This window comes from Grimontia sp. SpTr1 (assembly GCF_947387585.1).
In the GTDB taxonomy this organism is placed as follows: Bacteria; Pseudomonadota; Gammaproteobacteria; order Enterobacterales; family Vibrionaceae; genus Enterovibrio; species Enterovibrio indicus.
This window is the reverse complement of record NZ_CANDOD010000001.1, coordinates 423,377-442,364: the sequence shown is the minus strand read 5'-3', so window position 1 is coordinate 442,364 and position 18,988 is coordinate 423,377. Positions and strand designations below refer to the sequence as shown.

The 18,988-nt window shown below is 47.0% G+C and carries 13 protein-coding genes and 1 pseudogene; 9 read left to right on the top strand and 5 right to left on the bottom strand.

The window, feature by feature from the left end:
• Positions 1-362: 362 nt before the first annotated feature.
• The 4 genes from QL223_RS02045 to QL223_RS02030 are packed head-to-tail and all read left to right on the top strand — an operon-like array spanning position 363 to position 5,079.
• Complete coding sequence (locus QL223_RS02045; RefSeq protein WP_281543718.1) at positions 363-1,796, top strand: TolC family protein; 1,434 nt, start codon at positions 363-365, stop codon at positions 1,794-1,796.
• Between the two features lie 6 nt (positions 1,797-1,802).
• Entirely contained in the window at positions 1,803-2,792 is a 990-nt protein-coding gene (locus tag QL223_RS02040; RefSeq protein WP_281543717.1) for an efflux RND transporter periplasmic adaptor subunit, read from the top strand.
• A 5-nt stretch (positions 2,793-2,797) separates the two neighbouring features.
• Positions 2,798-3,967: an ABC transporter permease gene (locus QL223_RS02035; RefSeq protein WP_281543716.1), complete on the top strand. Its 1,170-nt coding sequence runs from the start codon at positions 2,798-2,800 to the stop codon at positions 3,965-3,967.
• A complete protein-coding gene (locus tag QL223_RS02030) occupies positions 3,964-5,079 on the top strand; it encodes an ABC transporter permease (protein WP_281543715.1) in 1,116 nt (371 codons plus the stop codon). Before QL223_RS02035 ends, QL223_RS02030 begins: the two co-directional genes overlap by 4 nt.
• Before the next feature lie 42 nt (positions 5,080-5,121).
• Here QL223_RS02030 and QL223_RS02025 read toward each other — a convergent pair whose 3' ends face one another.
• Positions 5,122-5,919: an SDR family NAD(P)-dependent oxidoreductase gene (locus QL223_RS02025; RefSeq protein WP_281543714.1), complete on the bottom strand. Its 798-nt coding sequence runs from the start codon at positions 5,917-5,919 to the stop codon at positions 5,122-5,124.
• Between the two features lie 215 nt (positions 5,920-6,134).
• On the opposite strand from QL223_RS02025, the gene QL223_RS02020 reads away from it, so the two are divergent.
• From QL223_RS02020 to QL223_RS02010, 3 genes are all read left to right on the top strand, one after another.
• A complete protein-coding gene (locus QL223_RS02020) occupies positions 6,135-7,034 on the top strand; it encodes a LysR family transcriptional regulator (protein WP_281543713.1) in 900 nt (299 codons plus the stop codon).
• A gap of 195 nt (positions 7,035-7,229) precedes the next feature.
• Positions 7,230-9,344, top strand: coding sequence for an LruC domain-containing protein (locus QL223_RS02015; protein WP_281543712.1), 2,115 nt, complete (start codon positions 7,230-7,232; stop codon positions 9,342-9,344).
• 5 nt (positions 9,345-9,349) lie between these two features.
• Complete coding sequence (locus QL223_RS02010) at positions 9,350-9,892, top strand: hypothetical protein (protein ID WP_281543711.1); 543 nt, start codon at positions 9,350-9,352, stop codon at positions 9,890-9,892.
• Positions 9,893-10,189: 297 nt separating this feature from the next.
• Here QL223_RS02010 and QL223_RS25890 read toward each other — a convergent pair whose 3' ends face one another.
• The 4 genes and pseudogenes from QL223_RS25890 to QL223_RS01995 all read right to left on the bottom strand — a co-directional run bounded on the left by QL223_RS25890 (position 10,190) and on the right by QL223_RS01995 (position 17,270).
• Positions 10,190-12,130: a PQQ-binding-like beta-propeller repeat protein gene (locus QL223_RS25890; protein ID WP_348651381.1), complete on the bottom strand. Its 1,941-nt coding sequence runs from the start codon at positions 12,128-12,130 to the stop codon at positions 10,190-10,192.
• Positions 12,131-12,865: 735 nt separating this feature from the next.
• Positions 12,866-15,250: pseudogene (locus QL223_RS25885) on the bottom strand (NACHT and WD repeat domain-containing protein); the annotation flags it as partial.
• A 110-nt stretch (positions 15,251-15,360) separates the two neighbouring features.
• Entirely contained in the window at positions 15,361-15,804 is a 444-nt protein-coding gene (locus QL223_RS02000; RefSeq protein ID WP_281543710.1) for a hypothetical protein, read from the bottom strand.
• A gap of 395 nt (positions 15,805-16,199) precedes the next feature.
• A complete protein-coding gene (locus tag QL223_RS01995; protein WP_281543709.1) occupies positions 16,200-17,270 on the bottom strand; it encodes a LacI family DNA-binding transcriptional regulator in 1,071 nt (356 codons plus the stop codon).
• A gap of 229 nt (positions 17,271-17,499) precedes the next feature.
• Between QL223_RS01995 and QL223_RS01990 the strand changes: the two genes are divergently transcribed.
• Both QL223_RS01990 and QL223_RS01985 read left to right on the top strand, forming a co-directional pair.
• Entirely contained in the window at positions 17,500-17,721 is a 222-nt protein-coding gene (locus QL223_RS01990) for a hypothetical protein (protein ID WP_002541236.1), read from the top strand.
• Positions 17,722-17,743: 22 nt separating this feature from the next.
• The gene (locus tag QL223_RS01985; RefSeq protein WP_281543708.1) at positions 17,744-18,898 is read left to right on the top strand and encodes a TRAP transporter substrate-binding protein; all 1,155 of its coding nucleotides are present in this window, start codon (positions 17,744-17,746) and stop codon (positions 18,896-18,898) included.
• Positions 18,899-18,988: the final 90 nt, after the last annotated feature.

The following is an 18,988-nucleotide window of genomic DNA, read 5'->3' as shown; positions in this document are numbered from 1 at the left end:
TTCTTTTTTTATTAGCTAGATAACAGCATCACACCCCATGAAAGCGCTTTCACTATCTATCAGAATTTTCAACTTCATTTATTAGGGTTTCATAAACAATTTTCCCACTCGAACTTCAACAAATTTCTGATTGATGTTTCATTCACAAAAAAGAAAATTCTGTCATAACAACACAATGCATATACCCACAACCCACATTTCTATAACGACTCGCCACGTTTCTACCCGTCTGAGAGGTCCGAAATCCGTTTTGTACGTCGCCGGCGACTTCTCATTGCGAAACCAGGGTCTATTGAGCTTCCTCTGGATTTATTAGAGTAATAGCTCTAATATGTTCGCAACTTCCTCATGCGGAAACCATTATGCTTGCCAGAAAACCCTTCCTTGTCCGTTTGATCATTGCATTGATGCTTTTGCCCAGTGTGAGCAGCGCAGAGCCCATGACCTTTGAGCAGGCATGGCAATCTGTCTTGACCCGGAATGATGCGATAGCCGCAGAACGCGCTAACGTTCAGCGCGCCGAACACATGCGAAACGCCGCATCGGCACATCACCTTCCTGCGATTTCACTTAGCGGTAGCTACACCCGCTTGGATCAGGACGTGGAACTCAAACCGTCCCAGCTAGCTCACCATATGAATGGTGGCGATGCATTGGGCCAATTGGCTGGTTCCGTTCCTCAATTAGCTCCCCTGATGGGGAACCTCGATAACCTGCTGACCACCACCTTGGCCGACCGCGATATCTACACCAGTTCGATCCGCGCTATCTGGCCGATCTTTACCGGCGGCCGTATTCTTTCAGCGGAAGACATTGCCAACGCCCAGCGCGATGAAGCCAGCTTCTTGATGCAAATGGCTCAACAGGCGAAGTTTGAAGATCTAACGAAAGTCTATTTTGCGACCGTGCTGGCTGCGCAGGTGTTGGAGACTCGCGTAGAAGTGGAGCAAGGGCTCGAAAAACACCTCGACCACGCGAAAAAGCTGGAAGAGCAGGGGCAAATTGCGCGCGTTGAACGCTTGCAAGCGGAAGTCTCTTACGACAAAGCCAAGACCGAACGCCGTAAAGCCGAACGTGACCTGGAAATCGCGCAAGCTGCGCTGCAAACACTGGTGAAAAGCGATGCACCGGTGACGCCATCCAGTGCCCTATTTACTCAGAAACACGCCCCTGCGATGGCGCCATTCATGCAAAAAACACTGGCGGATTATCCCGGCCTGAAAGTGTTGGACGCCAAACGCGAACAAGCTGATGGCTTGGTTAACCTAGAGAAAGGCAAGTACTACCCGCAGGTTTATCTTTACGGTAACTACAACCTCTATGAAGGTGATTCCTTGACCGCTGAATTGGCACCTAACTGGGCAGTTGGCGTGGGCGTAAGCATTCCCCTTATTGACAACGGTGGCCGTTCAGACAAAGTGAAAGCCGCTCACAGCACCGCACTTCAGGTTCAGCACCTTCGCGCCCAAGCGGAACAAGACCTTTCACTGCTGGTTGAGAAAACATGGCGAGAAGCAGGACAAGCACTGGAAGAGTACCAAGGCTTGGCTTCAAGCATTTCCCTTGCACAAGAAAATCTCCGCTTGCGTGAAAAAGCCTTCGCGCAAGGGCTTTCTACTTCACTCGATGTCGTCGATGCTGAGCTTTATCTCGCCGGCATCAAAACCCAGCAGCTTGCAGCGTCATACCAATACGTGCTGTCGCTTTCCCGTCTACTCGCTGTTAGCGGCGAGATGAATCGTTTCCCAGAATTTCAGGCGGCATCACTCCAATCAACCCAACCAATAAAGGGATAAATCACAATGAGCAAATTGAAATCTATTGCGCTGGCCTTGCCTGCTGCTGCCGTTATTGGTTGGATTGGCTACAGCTTTTACCAAGCTTATCAACCCGTGCCTGAGCGTTTTCAAGGTCAGATTGAAGCGCAGCAATACAGCATTTCTTCGAAGGTCGCTGGCCGTATTGATAATGTGTTGGTGCGTAAAGGTGAAACCGTGAATAAAGGCGATTTGATTTTCACCCTTTTTAGCCCAGAGCTTGATGCCAAGCTGGAGCAAGCGAAAGCCGGACAACAAGCAGCAGACGCCATGGCAGAACAAGCTGAAAGCGGCGCTCGTGAGCAGGAAATCAGCGCTGCGCGCGACCAATGGCAAAAGGCCCGTGCTGCGGCACAACTGGCGGACAAAACCTTCAAACGTGTAGATGCGCTCTACAAAGAAGGTGTTGCCGCTGAACAAAAACGCGACGAGGCATACACCCAGTGGCAAGCGGCTAAATACACAGAAAATGCTGCACTCCAAATGTATGAACTGGCGAAAGCCGGTGCGCGCTCTGAAACCAAACGGGCAGCGCAGGAAAAAGTCCGCATGGCAGCCGGTGCGGTTGCTGAGGTGGAAGCTTATGCCAAAGACACCAAGATCCATAGCTGGTATCAAGGCGAAGTCAGCCAAATCCTGCTTCACCCTGGCGAGCTGGCACCGCAAGGTTTCCCGGTTGTCACTGTCATCGACATGAAAGATGCCTGGGCAGTCTTCAATATTCGCGAAGATAAACTGCGTCAGTTTGCCAAAGGCGCTCAGTTTGAGGCCAACATTCCTTCTCTGGGAGAGAAGGTTTATGAGTTTGAAGTCACCTATGTTGCCCCATTGGCGGATTTCGCGACGTGGCGCGCCACCAACAGCCAGAACGGCTATGACATGCGTACCTTTGAAGTAGAAGCCCGCCCTTTGACACCTATTGAGGGTCTGCGCGCAGGCATGAGTATTCTGGTCTCCGAGCAGACTCAGGGTTGATCACCATGGACAAACCTTCGTTTGCGTCACGGCTTCTAGATGAGTGGCGATTAACTTCATCAGATAAGTGGCTAACCGCCCTGCTGGGCTGGTTACCCCTAGCGTTGTTTCTGTTGGTGGGGGCGATTTTCTCATCAGGTACAGGTCGCGATTTGCCAATTGGCGTGGTCGATCTTGACCATAGTGCCATGTCGCGTAGCCTCACCCGTTACTACGATGCCAGTCCTGCTTTGGAAACTCGTAGTTTCACCGGCGTTCAAGAAGCTACCGCTTCACTGAACAGTGCGGAGACTTACGCTACCGTCATCATTCCCTCGGACTTTGAGAAAGCCACTCTTCGCGGCGAAAGTCCAGAAGTGACTGCCTTCTACAACAGCCAATATATTCTGATTGGTAAGCTGGTGAATGCAGCGATTACCCAAAGCCAAAGTACCTTTGCGGCCATGGTGGAAACCAAAGGGAAAATGTTGCATGGCACGACGGTTTCCACTCAAGCGGCGGGACAGTCTGTGCCTGTCCGTTTTCAGTTAGTGCCCTTGTTTAATAACGGCACTAACTACGCGCAGTTTCTTGTCTCGGCGATTATTCCCGCGCTTTGGCAAATTGTGATTGTCGCGAGCGGCATGCTTTCCATGGCACTGACCGACAAACGCATAGGGCTGGAAAATCAGTTCAAACAAGGTTTGTTCTCGGCGCTAATCGCCAAAATAGTAGGCTTGCTTATTCCGCTCTGGCTGATGGGCGTTGTCTTCGCCACCGCCATGCACTTTGGATTAGGCTGGCCGATGAACGGAAGCTGGACGTTACTTTTCGCCTCACAAGGCTTGATGGTGTCAGCAGGTCTCGCGATAGGTTCCTTACTGTATTTAGGCACACGAGATGCGACCCGCGCGATGAGTCTGGTCGCAGGTTTTACCGCGCCAGCCTTTGCGTTTATGGGAGTGAGCTTTCCAGCCAGTGACATGCCGTTTCTGGCGCAGTGTTGGCGCGCAATGTTACCAGTGAGTCATTACATCACGGTGCAAATTGGCCAGTTCAACTATGGCGCGACAATGATACAAATGCAGCCCATGCTTCTCGCTTTAGCGGCTTTCAGCCTGATTTGGCTGCTTGTCGCCGCTAAACTCAAACGGCTCTGCCGCTCAGCGACGCTCATTCAGGAGGCTGGCATATGAGTTGGACTGCGTTGTTTAAGCAAGAACTGAAGGCACTGTTTACCAATCCGGCAGTGGTTTTCACCGTGTTTGGCGGCATTATTATTTATTCACTGCTTTACCCATTGCCGTATGAAAACCAACTCCCACGCGAACTTCGTGTTGCGGTTGTCGATCACGATAACAGTCAGGAAAGCCGCACGTTCGTTAGAATGTTGGACGCCACCCCACAGCTTTCTGTTGCGATGCGATTGAGCACAGAGACGGAAACCAGCGCTCAAATTGCCGGTGGTAATATCGAAGGTGTCGTTGTGGTTCCACAGCACTTCTACCGCGACCTGTTGATGGGCAAAAGCCCGGTGATTTCCGTTGGAGGAGACGCTTCTTTCTTCCTGACCTACGGCACTATCGCAGAAGGTGTCGTCAATGCGGGCAACACACTTGGCGCGTCAGTAAAAACGACGCGCGCCATGATGCAAGATACGCCAATGGAAGCAGCATCCAAGCAGATAACACCGTTCTCACTAAATTTGGTGCCGGTTTATAACCCAACGACTGGCTACGGAAATTACGTGGTTCCCGGCGTGTTTATCCTGATCTTGCAGCAAACTTTGCTGATCGCTTCCGGCATGCTGGCCAGCGTAAACCCACATAACGGGGCGAAAAATCTTATCGCGCGAACCTGCATTCTTACTGCGATTTACAGTGTAATGGCAATGTACTATCTGGGCGCCAGCCTTGAGATAAACGGGGTTAATCGTTTGGCAGAGCCTGTAAATCTCATCATCATTATGATGCCTTTTTTGCTGGCGACGATTGGCCTAGGTACGGTGATTGGAAAATGTCTTTCAAGGCCGGAAATCATTACCTTAACGGTGTTGTTAAGTTCGATGCCTCTGCTGTTTACATCAGGATTTGTCTGGCCAAGCAGTGAACTGCCAGTGTGGTTGAACTCTTTGGCGCAAATCGTACCTTCCACACCCGCTATTCAAGCGACTATTCAGCTCAATCAAATGGGCGCGACGATTCAGAGCCAGCTAGGACACCTTTCTCAACTATGGCTACTAACTGTAGTTTTCGGCGCTATCGCCTTGATGGCAAAAACTAAGCATAAAGCAAACCAACCCCAATAAAAAAGAACCCCGCTAAAAGCGGGGTTCTTTTTCAATTAGCACTTAAATTAACGACTCAATCGCTTCGATAACCGCGTCTACTTTAGCGCCATTCGCAGCTTCAGAGTGCGGAGCAGCAAAGCGATGCGAATCATTGTCATAGTACTTACCGGAAGCGTCAGCGAATTCGTCGGTCAGCGAGGCTCGAGCGAGAATATCGGCGCCAATACCAATATCACCGCCTGACACACCAAACCCTTCCGTCACCATTTTGCTGCCGAGCATTGAACCCGGGTTAACGGCCACCAACATGGGACCATCAATACCTAGATCGTGCGCCAGCTTTTGCGTCCACATAGTGATGGCCAGCTTACTTTGTGCATAGGCCGAGAATTCATCACCGACTTTTACATCACCTTTCAGCTCGGCAATGTTGACGGGGGCTTGCGCGGCAGAAGAGAGGTTAACAACACGCCCTCCTCCGCCAAGCAACGGCAGCAAGCGCTTAGTCAGCAGGTAAGGCGCGACTGTGTTTACAACGAACCGCACGTCGAATCCATCTTCGGTGATTGGCGAAGAGGTTCGGAAAATACCCGCGTTGTTAATCAGCACATCCAACGATGTATGGTTTGCCACCACCTCATCAGCAAACTTTTCGACATCCTTCAGGTTCGACAAATCTGCCAAGTAGGTTTCCACATTACCAACGCCTTCAATCCCCTGAACTTGGACTTTCGCATTATCCAGCTTGGCGGCGCTGCGCCCATGCAACAGGATATTGTGACCTTGAGAAGCCAGTAGTTTAGCGGTCTCCAACCCAATACCATCTGTTGCACCTGTAATTAAAATCGTTTTTGTCATTGTTATTCCCTTGTTCGTAGGGGCTGTCGACCATTGGTGGTTAAGCGTTGGCAGCACAAGCATCTGAACTTCTTACCCTTACCACGACATGCGTTGTCATGCTGTCTCTGTTTTAGCGATTGCTGTTGACTACCTTTACCCACTATCCTATTTGAAACGGTTTCATTAGTAATTGCGCACAACAAAGAATCACTTTTTAGTTTTTATTGATAATGATGAATATCGAACACCTCAAACTCTTTGTCCGGTTAGCCTCGACAAACAACATCAGTGCCGCGGGCGCCGAGCTTGGACTCTCACCTGCGGTCTCCAGTGCGCACATTAACAAGCTCGAAGAAACCATGGGCGTAAGATTAGTGCATCGCACCACACGAAAAGTCTCTCTGACCGAAGAAGGCATTGCCTTTTTGCCTCATGCAGAGGATGTGTTGGCGAGTGTCGAGGCGGCGTGCGCCTCGGTCGGAGGAGGAACGACCACACCAAGGGGAACACTTCGAATAACCGCCCCTGCATCTTTTGGACGAATGCATCTTATTCCTGGGCTTAAAGGCTTTTTGGAGGAATACCCCGATCTTTCGCTCGACCTGCGCCTGTCAGATTCTATCGTCGATCTGGTTGAAGGCGGCTTTGATATCGCCATTCGAAATGCCGAGCTCAAGGATTCCAGTCTCATCGCGCGTAAGCTTGCAACGGATAACCGAATGCTCTGTGCCTCACCGTCTTATATTGCTAAAAACGGCAGGCCAGAAACCCTAAAGGAGCTGAGCTCCCACACTTTTGTTCTACTCCCTTCTTTGGAACAACTGGCGTTTCGAACACCCAGCGGGCTTGAAAGCATCAAAGTGAAGAGTTTGTTGAGAACCGACAACGGTGAAGCCGTAAGGGACGCCTGTATTGAAGGAATTGGCATTTCTGTTTGTTCAAATTGGGCAGTACACGAGCAATTGGAACGTGGTGAACTCGTGAGAGTTCTCGAGAACTTCCAGTTGGAATCAGACACTGCAATTTGGGCTGTCTACCCAAGCTCGAGGCAACTCGCCCCCAAGGTGCGCGCATTCATTGATTACTTTGCCCAACGCTTTGAAAACATGCGTTGCTGGGGGGAGAGAGGCTGACCCACCATACGACGGAATACTGATTTCTCATATTGAGAAATCAGTATTCCGTCCCTTTTCTTATGACTGTCAATCTGAGAAAAAAGCCTATTCCAGACTGATTCTCACAATAATAAATTTATAAATATCAGCAAATTAAAAATGGCACGCTCTTTGAAATGGGGTTATTAACATTTTCAAATCCTGGAGCAACTTATGTCTCGACGTGCCATACCTCTCGCGCTAGCGTTGATGTCGCCCGTTGCCTATGCAACGCCGTTCGATACGTGTCCAAGTAAAGCCTATTTGTTCCAAGCTAATCCGGTACAAGTGTATGGCGTTAATCTCGTCACCGGCGAACACAGCCTGCTGCAATCTGATACCGGCTTGAATGCCAATATCAACGGCGTAGGTTTCAACTTCGAAGACAGGTATATCTATGGGTACGACACATCCAACAAGCAAATTGTCCGTTTAGGGCAGGATTTCCAAGCGGAAGTTTTAAACGTTTCTGACGTCCCCACTGACCACACTTTCTTTGTCGGTGACGTTTATGACCACACTTACTATCTGTACCGCCAAAACAAAGGCCTTTTCAAAATTGATTTGAGCCCATTGGACAGTGACCCGAATGCTACTTTAGAGATGGAGAGAATCACAACAACTGCTTCGGTCAGATTGACCGACTTCGCTTTCCACCCAGGCAACGGCGGGCTTTACGGCATCGACAACCAAAGCGGCAACGTCTATTTGTTTGATACCACAGATGGCAGCACCTCCCTGGTTGGTAATGCAGGTATAACCGGGACATTCGGCGCAGGCTACTTTGATGTCAACGGCTATTTCTACGTTTCACGTAACAGTGACGGACAGATCTTCCGCATCGATTTGTCTGATTACGGCGCAGATGGCGACGTCACCGCAGATGAGTTCGCACCCGGTCCTAATTCAAATCAAAACGACGGTGCCCGCTGTGCAAATGCGCCCGTCATTGATGAAGATTCCACTATCGACTTTGGTGATGCACCGGACAGCTATAAAACGCTTCTTGCTACCAATGGCCCGCGCCACCAAACCGGAACGGCCTTCTACCTTGGTTCAGTAGCTCCGGATAGTGAGGGTGACGGCCTACTATCCCCACTTGATGACAACAAAGCAGGCCTTGCCGATGAAGACGGCGTTGGCTTTGTAACAGCTTTAGAAGCAGGCCAGAGCGCCATTGTTTCTGTTCAGGCATCTACGCAAGGTTACCTATCAGCATGGATCGACTGGAACGCCGACGGTGACTTCGAAGACTCAGGTGAGAAAGTAATAAGCGACAGCCTGCTCTCTGCTGGTTCCAATGCGCTTGCGCTATCAGTGCCGGTTGATGCAGCAATCGGTTCCACCTACAGTCGATTCCGTTTTGCTGAACAATCTGGCCTAGACTATTTTGGTGGTGCCACCAGTGGTGAGGTGGAAGATCACCCTGTCACGGTAATGAAGTCAGGTACAACACTTGTTCATTACCCAAGTGAACAAGGCTACGCGTCTATCGCCTTCGAAGATAACTGGCCAAAAGAAGGTGACTACGACATGAATGATGTGGTGGTCCGTTTCCGGATCACCGAAACACTTGATGAAGATAACCACGCGACAAGAATTTTAATTACTGGTTATCTCGCTGCTTATGGTGCGGGTTACCACAACGGCCTTGCCATCCGTCTTCCAGGTTTAAATCGAACCGACATAGACAGCGCCTCCACTACCCTGAAACATAACGGTGTCGCACAACAAGAAAACGGACTCGAAGCCGACTCTACAGAAGCTATCTTTATCATCGAAGAAGATCTGAAAACAAAGATCCCATCTGGTGAATGCAATTTCTATAGAACGGCACAGTACTGTCAGGAAGATATATCATTCGAGTTTGAGATTGATATCTATACCAACGAAGGCGTAAACACCTATGGACTCGCCGACATGCCTTATGATCCCTTTATCTTCTCCACCCCCGGCAGTTATGTCCGTGACGGGATCTGGTACAACCCAGGGCGGGGATTAGAAATTCACCTCCCTGACCAAGCACCAACAGAGCAGTTCGACACCTTCCTCTATGGCTGGCAGGACGACGACAGTGTTCCGGCAGAAAACCGCTACTACAAAACCAGCACTAACCTACCTTGGGTTCTGCTCATCACCGATGAATGGAAATGGCCACAAGAACATATCGACTTGATTCAGGCTTACCCATTGTTCGCAGGCTACACAGAGAGCAGCGGTGTATCGAATACCACCTGGCATGCGGAAGAAAATGCAGCCGAAAACAAAATCTACGAGCCAGAGGAGTAACTGACATGAAATATTCACTTATCACACTAGCTCTGGCAGGTTTGCTCACTGCATGTGGTGGGGGTGGAGGCGGTGGAGAAACCACATCCTCAGGCCCAACGGGTACAGATAGTGGAACGGCATCAACATCTGATACTGCCACCACGAGCACAACGCCTCTAGGCATGATGACAGATACTTCTGGTGCTGATGTGACCATCCCTCCGACGGTGCTGAGTTCTGCCACCGATATGTCTGAGATGGTCGTACCCGCGGATTTCAGTTATGACGCTGTCGATTCACAAAGCGTGGATATTGATATCAGCAGCTACACCACCAGCAAAGGATATATCTCCATTTACGGTGGCTTCACCCAGAATGACGATGGTTCTTACAGTGCAGATTACAACAGCCGAATCACCTCGGCCGATGTAGAAAACGGATTGGCTTCCCTCACCTACCCCTTGGCCGATTCCCAATACTACATGCTGGCCGAGGTCTTCTTCTATGATGGCACTACCCCTATCCAAACACGGATCAATAACGAGCAGTCCAGTTGGGTTTGGTAGTTATTAAATAAGCAAAACAAAAACAGGCGGCATTTAGCCGCCTGTTTTTATTGCTGCTGTAGTTTCCCGAACGACAAGTTTGGCTTCGAGTTCAAGTTTGTCATTGACCGGCTCACCCGCGAGTTTTGCCAGCAAATAGTCTGCGGCTTTCTCTCCTATTTCTCTGGAAGGTACTTTTATACTGGTCGGTGATAGATGGAATATCAGAAGTCATAATATTGTGCATCTTACAGAAGCCAAAATTGTAAGCTTACAAAATTACACGTCTTCTAAATGCTGCGGACGTACTTGAGGCGGTTAGTCAATGTCTAAATAGATTTTTATCTCGTTTTCTGTGAGTGGGGCTAATGGAAGCGTCTGTACATAATCTAAGGTATCAGTCACGCCTTTGAACACTCGCCAAACATAGACACTTCCATCCACCGAAGTTGAAGCTACATGGGATGCGTTCGCGTTAAAGGTAACGCCAGTTATGGGAGCAATATGCTTATCAAATTGTGTCACGGGTTGTTTGACTGAGGCTGATTCAAGCCCAGTTATACTCCAGAGGGCAACTTTATTACCCGACACGGTTAGGATGTATTTACCTGTAGGATCATATTGGACTTTATCAACGACACCTTGTTGGGATTCAAAACAAAATAATAAAAGAGGCTCATTGTGACTAGGAGAGTCAACAACGACCCACAAGCAACCTTTATTTCCTGATGCCGTCAATACACGACTCCCATTGGAACTAAAAATCGCATGCTTCACGTTTTCAGAATGAGGAAGTGAGGTGACCTTCTCAAGTTTTATAAAGCCTTGATGATTTACTGGCGGTAACGCATAAATCTCTGCGTTACTTTTACGACTAATCAACAATTGATCACCGGCAGGGCTGAACACCACACTATTGACCTCGCCAGATAACTCACTAGGCATTTCGACTTCGTTACAAGTCACTGTTTGCCATAGAGTAATTTTCCCCGTTTTAGACTGAGCAACGACATATGCCTCTAACGGATCAACCCAAGCACTAAGTAATGGGTCATCACTTTCAAATACGCACTTTGAAACATGGTCTTTTGCATGCCAAAGCACTGCAGTGTTGTCTTCAGACACCGATATCAGATAAGTCCCAGAATTACTGTATCCTATATGTCGTATCTCTTTATTATGTGGGCGAAACTGATGCAGCACTTTACTGGTTTCTGTTTCCCAAAGCACTATTTCGCCATCTTCATCCGCCGTGGCCACCGTTTTTTCATCGGCAGAAACCGCCATTGCTGTTACAGACTCAAAGTGTGTGCCCGTCGAACTCAATTCTTTATTATTATCTAGATTAATTACCCTGATACCCGACTTTGAAACCAAAACAAGGTCATGAGAATTAGGGAGGAATCTAAAGCTTTCAATCCCATCCCACGTTATCGATTCTTTGCTATCGGATGATTTTGATGACTGTTGTTTATTCGTTAGCTTAACAGGGGAGTTTTTATTCGCTGTGATTTTATATTTTTCTTCAATAAACTCAAAGTCCTCAAAGTACTCAAAGTCCTCTAATTCGGCGATGATCTTCCAAACTCCATCATCGCTATAATATGTATCTTCATCGCCGCCTTCTTCAATTTCCGACTCAGACATCACCTCAAGTCCGGATTTAATATCAAAAACCCCCTCTCTTAGAACCCAAACTGAGTGCTCTCCAAAAAATTCGCCGCTATTTTCTGTTTTCCTCTTGAAAAGAGATTCGCCTGTTGACGTAGAAAAAACTTCTAATTTCTCTTCGGTTTCCACCAGAAAATACAGCCCATTCTCACTCACAATAGGGTAATATATATTAGGGTTCGTTTTCCTCCATTTTGTTTCCCCAGAAGAATCCGAAACCAACCACAAGTCAGTATTGGATACGAAAAGTATACCATCATCTACTACACTTAGCAGCTCAACACCATTTTCTGCTTTCACCTTGAAAAGAGATTCGCCTGTTGACGTAGAAAAAGCTTCGAAGCTCTCGTCATTTTTCACCAGAAAATACAGTCCATTCTCGAACACATAAGGAGTATAAAAATTAGGCTTCGGTTTTTTCCATTTTATTTCCCAAGATGAATCCGAAACTAACCACAAATCTGTGTTGGATACGAACAATATGCCACCATCTACTACCTCTAACCGTTCAGCGCCCGTCTCTTCCCACAATATCTGATTTGTTGCAGGGTCCCAGACAATTGAGTTCCCGTCGCCTTCTAAAAGCATCAAATGATCAGAAATAAACCGTACTGACCAGTCAATATATTCAGATTCCCCCTGTGATTTATCAATTACTTCACCCAATTCCAAAGGCTTACCAAGTTCGAACTCTAAGCTCTGTACTCGACCCAGTCCGTTCTCATCTGGAACATACCAATATAGGCCATCCTTACTGACAGTCATGTCCCAAAAATCAATGTCAATATCACCAATTTTCACATGGGCTTGTGCGTGCAATGAGGGGAAAGATAGCAAATTGAGATTATCACCACGTTTTTCAACAGCATATCTCTCATCCAATATATAGGGAACTACATCAGTTTCTGTCGAGACTTTCCAATCCTCCTTAACCAATTCCAAAGCACTTCCGGAGGTTTTTCTATATTTATCGTAACCGACTTTATTTGAAAGTAACAACTCACTATTGTTTTGCAACCAATAAGCTCTAGTAGTGGATGATGATGAGCTTCTGCTAAGATCTTGAAAAGGTACTAAGGTTATGTATCTAGCCTTTATGCCCTCAAACCCAATTGAAAGCAATTTATTGCCGACAAATGCAGCATCAGTAATTCCTTTTTCACTACGCTCTGCCATTCCACTGTTGATATTCCACATTGTACCTACTCTCGAGTCATCAACACTGAAAATTCTTTTACCATCAGGACTGAATTTAGCTTTTAAAACCCAATCATCATGAACAAATTCATTTATCAGGATTTTTGTTTCCACGTCCCATACTTTTACTTTTGAGTCATCAGATGCTGCGAGAATGTACTTTTGATCAAATGAAACTTGCACATCATTTACCCAATCACCATCTAGATTTTTTATTTCAAATTCATTCCTCATCTGATTAATATTCACAACTGCCACTCTGCCATAGCGATCACCTATAACAAACCACTCACCATCATTACTGAAAGACAAAGCTGTTGGCATTAAATTAGATATATATGAATCAATTTTGTGATTGTTTTTTATATCCCATAGCACTACGGTACCTTGCTCTTCATCTTCTTCCCGTTCAGTGACAGTCAATAGTTGGGTTGCTGATGAATTAATCGCTGACGCTATCACACCATCCCCAAAAAAATCTATCGTGACACTGTTGGGCATAACGACGTTATTTTTCATAAACCAGACGATAGCTTTCTCGTCACCTCGTGCAACCAAAGCATTGCCGGAACTGCTAAAATACAATTCTCGGACTTCTCCAATATCTGGTCTTAAGTTCTTTTTGAGTTCACCATTTTCATCCCAAACCCATATTTGCCCAGAAAGATCAGCCCCCACAACCAAGCCACCAGCTTCATTTCCACTACTATCAAATAAAGTAACGGCATCTAGCACAAAAATATTGCTAGGTTCCTCATCGATAAAGGGTGCCAAACCGTCCCAACGGTAGAGCAACCTGTGCAGGGTAGGCAAAATCTCCTTAACTTTGGTCAGGTCGGGCTCAGCCGGAACGTCACCCAGCCTAAAAAGTAACGGATTTAGGCTATAAGCGGCTAACGTAATTCCAAGCGGAACATCTCCCAAAAAGGCGACTTCACTGGCTTTGGCCGCAACATACTTTGCGACACTGATTTCAGCTCGCTGCTGTTCAGATATCAATTTGACATATGCCACTAGTAATCCTGCTGATGACATAAGTAATACGCCAACAAGCCAAGTGAATATCTTGGCATTGCGATTTTTGAGTACTATTTGCTTTTTTAAATTTTGCTCTTCTCTTCTTTTCGCATTTTCTGAATTAATTGCCGCTAAGTCCGCTAATGCTCGACTTCGCCGAATGTACTCTTTGCAATCTTCACTTAGATCAACTTCACGTTTTGATTTCCATTCGATAGCGCGTGACAACCTATTGCCAATTAACAATCCATCGTCGCTATTGCCATGTTGTTGCCAAAGGTGAAAATCACGCAAGACTTCGTCTTGCCACCGATAAAAGTCGCGATCTTCATCAACCCATTCCCTCAGCTTCCCCCACTTTTCAATTAACACTTCATGGATAACTTCTACCGTCTCGATACCCCCTTCAGCCAAAGGCTCAGGAACCTCTGTGCCAACATCACCTTTCGCGGTTACCACCAATCGACTACTCTCGTTCGCTAATTTTTGCGCGAGTTGCCAATCTTCCGGTTTTAGTAAAACCTTGCTAACCACTTTACGGGTATCTTTTGTGCCTTCTCCAAGTTTGACTAAGTGACAAAAAAGGCGCCGCGCATGACTTTGCTCATGCTCGTCCAATGCGTCATACTGTTTCTGTGCGTGTTTCGCAAGCGCCCCACCAACTCCTCCAATCTCACGATAGGCGTCGTGTGTGACTGTATCTGAGTAGTCATAAAGCCATAACTGTTCTAACGAAAACTCTAATAAGGCAAGGTTTCCAGGCTCATTCCCTACATCAGAAAGAATGGTTTCTACCAACCCAGGCTGAAAGGAAACACCTCTCAATTTTGCTGGCTTTTCTATAGCTTGAACGAGGTTATCCTCACTCATTTGCGAAAGAAACAAAGCTCGTTGACTTAGGTAGTGTGAAAGTTGATTGTGATCTCCAGTTTGACTGATAAAGTCAGCACGAATCGTAACTAGCAATGACAAAATTGGTTGTTTACTGTCTCGCCGAGGAAATTCACAGCAACTCAGCAAAACATCGAGAAACTTTCTTTGCGTGTGTTTATCTTCGACGGACGTATACAGTTCTTCAAACTGGTCCAAAATAAGGAGTAAGCGCACACTAGGCGTCTCATGAATAATATCGTCGATCAACTCTGGGAGTGTTATCGTTTCATCTTGCAGTGATTTTGCAAGGTCACTCTCTTGCTTTAAACGTTGAGTGTCTTCAAGCGCCGGTTTCCAGATACGTACCAAAGCTTTTGCTAGTGCCGCAAAAGGATTTCCACTTGAACTATGCGACACACGAAAATAAGTAACACGCCACTCATCTTCTGCTTGAGAAGCGAGTTTAGGTAATACCCCTGCTAACACCAAAGAAGACTTTCCCGCTCCAGAGGCACCAATCACCGCCGTAAATGGTTGACAACGTATACGTGAGACGACCTCGGCTATTTCCTCTTCGCGTCCGAAAAACAGGCCATGATCTTGGGGTCTAAAATGATTTAGCCCCTTATATGGATTGCTTTCGCGTGTCGTTTTTTCGGTCTTTACTGTTTCGCTCGCTGGCGAAGAGACATCTGAGAATGGAAGATCTACAACTGAGTGAAAGTTGTAGACTACGACTTTCCCCCGATGTTCAACACTCCTTTGTTACTATCAATATCAACCTTACCTACGACTGCCCCGCTGTCACTAACACTCCCAACTGACTGATTTACGCTGTTGTCTGCAGCACCTTCTAGAAAAGGTGTAAGCTCATTAATCATACCTATCAATTCAGAATCAGTGCCGAGATTGAAACGGCTCAATCCGCTTTCCAAAGCTGTTTTACGATCCTCCCTTTGAGTGTCTGTCACTGCTTCATTTGGATTTGAGAGAGCTTTCGCTATCTCAGAGTTGTTGCTAGTCCGCTGGGCTAAATACGCCTTTATTCGATTAAAAACAGCTTCTCCCGCTTGTTTTCCTATGGTGGAAGTGGCTGCCTTTACTAGGAGAATAGATATCTCTGTAATTCCCATGGATGAACACCTATTTTGTTCTTTTAATGCAGTATTAATCATCCGAGACACTTAAAGTGTAAACTTTATTAGACAAATAAAAAATTTTGACATAACGGATTAAAATCAACATCATGTTAGAGAAAATAACACTAAAAAAACGATGATGAATATAAATTCGGTTCTCACCAGCACAAATGTTCTCAGATCGAGTTTTCTATCACCTACTATCAAAACGAAAACTTTCTAATGGTTTATCTATCGAAAATTATCAAAAAATCTCACCATCACATTTCCACCCCAACAAATAAAGATATTCCACCCAATATACTCCACGTGTATTTTTTAAATTCAAACATCGAAGATTTTTAAAATTATTGGGTGATTAATCTCCGCTTTAATTACTAATTAAAGTCATCATGAAATAACATAGCTTAAGATTTAAACGATAAATAGGCTCATTTTAACCCGCCTGTTTTTATTGCTGCTGTGGTTTCACGAACCACTAATTTAGCCTCAAGTTCCAGTGTGTCACTCACGGGTTCACCCGCAAGTTTTGCCAGCAAATAGTCTGCGGCTTTCTCACCCATTTCCCGCGAAGGTACTTGCATGGTCGTGAGAGCGGGTTGGATATGAGACGCCATGGCCACATCATCAAAGCCAACAATGGAGATATCTTCCGGAATCCTCAGCCCAAGCGACTGCGCTTCCAGCAATGCGCCCATGGCAATTATGTCGTTACCGCAAACAATGGCTGTGGGTCTTGGCGTTAACTCCACCAGCTTTCTGAGCGCCTGACGGCTTTCCGCCAAATCATAACGACATTCAATGATCCTGTCTGAGGTCAGCGCTATTCCCGCTTTTCTCAGTGTATCTATGCATCCAGCGATACGATCTTTAGGTCTGTCATTCAGCTTGGTAATACCGGGAATGGCTGCGAAATCCTTATGCCCCAGATCAATAAGAAACTGCGTCGCCCTTGCTGATGCGCGGTAGTTATCAAATCCTATACAAGGATGAGGTAACTCAGGCTTGAAAGACCATGTATACAGATATGGGAGCTGCTTTTTATGAAGAATATCGAAAAGCTGAGGCTGGTGTTCAGCGCCCACCAGCATCAGACCTTCTACGCCACGGGAGATCAAACGCTCTGCCTGAGCCAGCTCTTCTTCTGTCGAATAATCCGAGCTCGCAATAAACAGGGTATAACCTTTTTCCTGCAACCTACGTTGAAAAGCCTGAATACCTTCCGCAAAGATCGCGTTGTCTAAGGTGGGGACGATAACACCGATGGTTCGCGAACGTTGTGAGGCCAGCGCTTGAGCAGCACCATGGGGAATATAGCCAAGTGATTCAATCGCCGACCGAATCAAGGCGCCCCGCTTCTCACTCACAGACGTAGGGTTTGCCAAATAGCGGGATACCGTCGCCGTCGACACCCCTGCTGCAATCGCAACATCTTCCGCCGTTGGCGCATCTGACGGTCGTTTTTGTAAGCGCTTACGCGCTGATTGAGTCTCTTTTGTCATAGAAAGTTATATCGTTGACTCACTTTTGGGATTTATAAACCGCAACTTACCTAATTATAGCGTTACACAAAAATTTTACCGCCAAAAACTTGACAGTCGTTCAGCCTCTCTTCTATCTTCACAATGTAAGCGCTTACATTTAACAATCATTTTACAAGATTGGTGAGTGCTATAACTACAAAATGGCGACTGCAAGCCAACACGACTGATAACAGCGAGGCAATGCAACATGACGTTAAGGAAACGCTACATACTACCCGCGGTGCTTTTTTCACTCTATTTCCTCAATGTGATTGCCACCAAATTTCAGATCGCTTCTGGGTCCACATCCATAGTTCGTGTCGGTGATGTCGGGGAGTTCCTTTTACTTCTCCTTGCTTCACTGACTTTCGTCGTCGCTATGTTGTCAGCCGAAAAGGAAGCTGATGGCCGTGCGACAGAATTACGATAAAAAGCAGAAAGGAAGTAGATATATGTCTGTTCACCATAAGGATGACTCCCCACAAAGTGCAGAGCGTCGCCGTTTCCTGGAAATTGCAAAAAAAGCAGGTTTTACGGCAGCTGTCGTCGCAGGTGCCTCGGGGGCCTTGTTGACCTCAACCACCGCACACGCTGCGGCTAATGAAGAAAAAGAACGACAGAAGCGAGCTAAATACACCATGACGATTGCTACGGCATACATCATTGGTGCATCCCGCAGCTACCCTATCATGCAGCTGGATTTCAAAGAAAACATCCAGAACATGACCAACGGTGAAGTTTACGTAAAACTGGCACCGGGTGGTCAACTGGGTGCGGGTGGCGCATTAGCGCAAAAAGTACAGGCAGGTACCATTCAGGCCGCGCAACACTCTCTCTCTAACTTTGCACCGTTTGCACCTGCTGTCGATCTCATCAACATCCCTTACTGGTGTGGTGAGAACCAGAAGTTCGTCAATCTGGTAACGTCTGACGCTTGGAAGAACGAAATCCACCCGAAAGTAGAGGCGAAAGGCTTCAAACCGCTTTGGTATGTGGTGATCGACCCACGCGTTGTCGCGATTCGTAATGGTCTTGAAGGTCCAATCAAAACCCCAGATCAAATGGAAGGCATCAAATTCCGTGTACCGGGTTCGAAAATCCTTCAGCAGTTCTACCGTCTGTTGGGCGCAAACCCGACGCCAGTTGCCTGGGGTGAAACACCGTCAGCAATCAAACAAGGCGTGGCAGATGCCCTTGACCCTTCGGTAGAAGCGCTGAATGTCTTCGGCTTCAAGGATGTGCTTTCCTGGGTTACCTTCAACCGCTCAGTACCAGACTCTCAAGTCTTCTCTTGTAACTTAGAGTGGTTTAACAGCCTACCGGGCCACATTCAGGAAGGTATTGAGTTCGCCAGTGAAGTCACCTCGTTGCAAAACTTGGCAAAAGTCCCTGCTGCACGTGCCTATGCCATGGCTGAACTGAGCCGTGCTGGTGTGCAGTTCTATGCGCCAACTGATGACGAAATGAAGTTGTGGGCAGACAAAGCAGGCCATCAGCTACCCGCTTGGGATTCGTTCAAAAATGAACTGGCTGGATCCAAAGCGGCGTTCGACAAACTGCTCGCAGCGGCGAACGAAAACAAAGGTCCATTCGTTCACGACGTTTAATAGCTGAGTAAACCGCCATTTGGGTGGACGTTTCTCCTAGCGCACCCAAATGGCTCCCACTCTCTCTCAAACGGACGTTGGACGAACGCA

Bases quoted from the DNA above. Each gene is read 5' to 3' on its own strand.
- QL223_RS02045 (WP_281543718.1), top strand. From the start codon at position 363: ATGCTTGCCAGAAAACCCTTCCTTGTCCGTTTGATCATTGCATTGATG.
- QL223_RS02040 (WP_281543717.1), top strand. From the start codon at position 1,803: ATGAGCAAATTGAAATCTATTGCGCTGGCCTTGCCTGCTGCTGCCGTT.
- QL223_RS02035 (WP_281543716.1), top strand. From the start codon at position 2,798: ATGGACAAACCTTCGTTTGCGTCACGGCTTCTAGATGAGTGGCGATTA.
- QL223_RS02030 (WP_281543715.1), top strand. From the start codon at position 3,964: ATGAGTTGGACTGCGTTGTTTAAGCAAGAACTGAAGGCACTGTTTACC.
- QL223_RS02025 (WP_281543714.1), bottom strand. From the start codon at position 5,919: ATGACAAAAACGATTTTAATTACAGGTGCAACAGATGGTATTGGGTTG.
- QL223_RS02020 (WP_281543713.1), top strand. From the start codon at position 6,135: ATGAATATCGAACACCTCAAACTCTTTGTCCGGTTAGCCTCGACAAAC.
- QL223_RS02015 (WP_281543712.1), top strand. From the start codon at position 7,230: ATGTCTCGACGTGCCATACCTCTCGCGCTAGCGTTGATGTCGCCCGTT.
- QL223_RS02010 (WP_281543711.1), top strand. From the start codon at position 9,350: ATGAAATATTCACTTATCACACTAGCTCTGGCAGGTTTGCTCACTGCA.
- QL223_RS25890 (WP_348651381.1), bottom strand. From the start codon at position 12,130: ATGCTTTTAGAAGGCGACGGGAACTCAATTGTCTGGGACCCTGCAACA.
- QL223_RS02000 (WP_281543710.1), bottom strand. From the start codon at position 15,804: ATGATTAATACTGCATTAAAAGAACAAAATAGGTGTTCATCCATGGGA.
- QL223_RS01995 (WP_281543709.1), bottom strand. From the start codon at position 17,270: ATGACAAAAGAGACTCAATCAGCGCGTAAGCGCTTACAAAAACGACCG.
- QL223_RS01990 (WP_002541236.1), top strand. From the start codon at position 17,500: ATGACGTTAAGGAAACGCTACATACTACCCGCGGTGCTTTTTTCACTC.
- QL223_RS01985 (WP_281543708.1), top strand. From the start codon at position 17,744: ATGTCTGTTCACCATAAGGATGACTCCCCACAAAGTGCAGAGCGTCGC.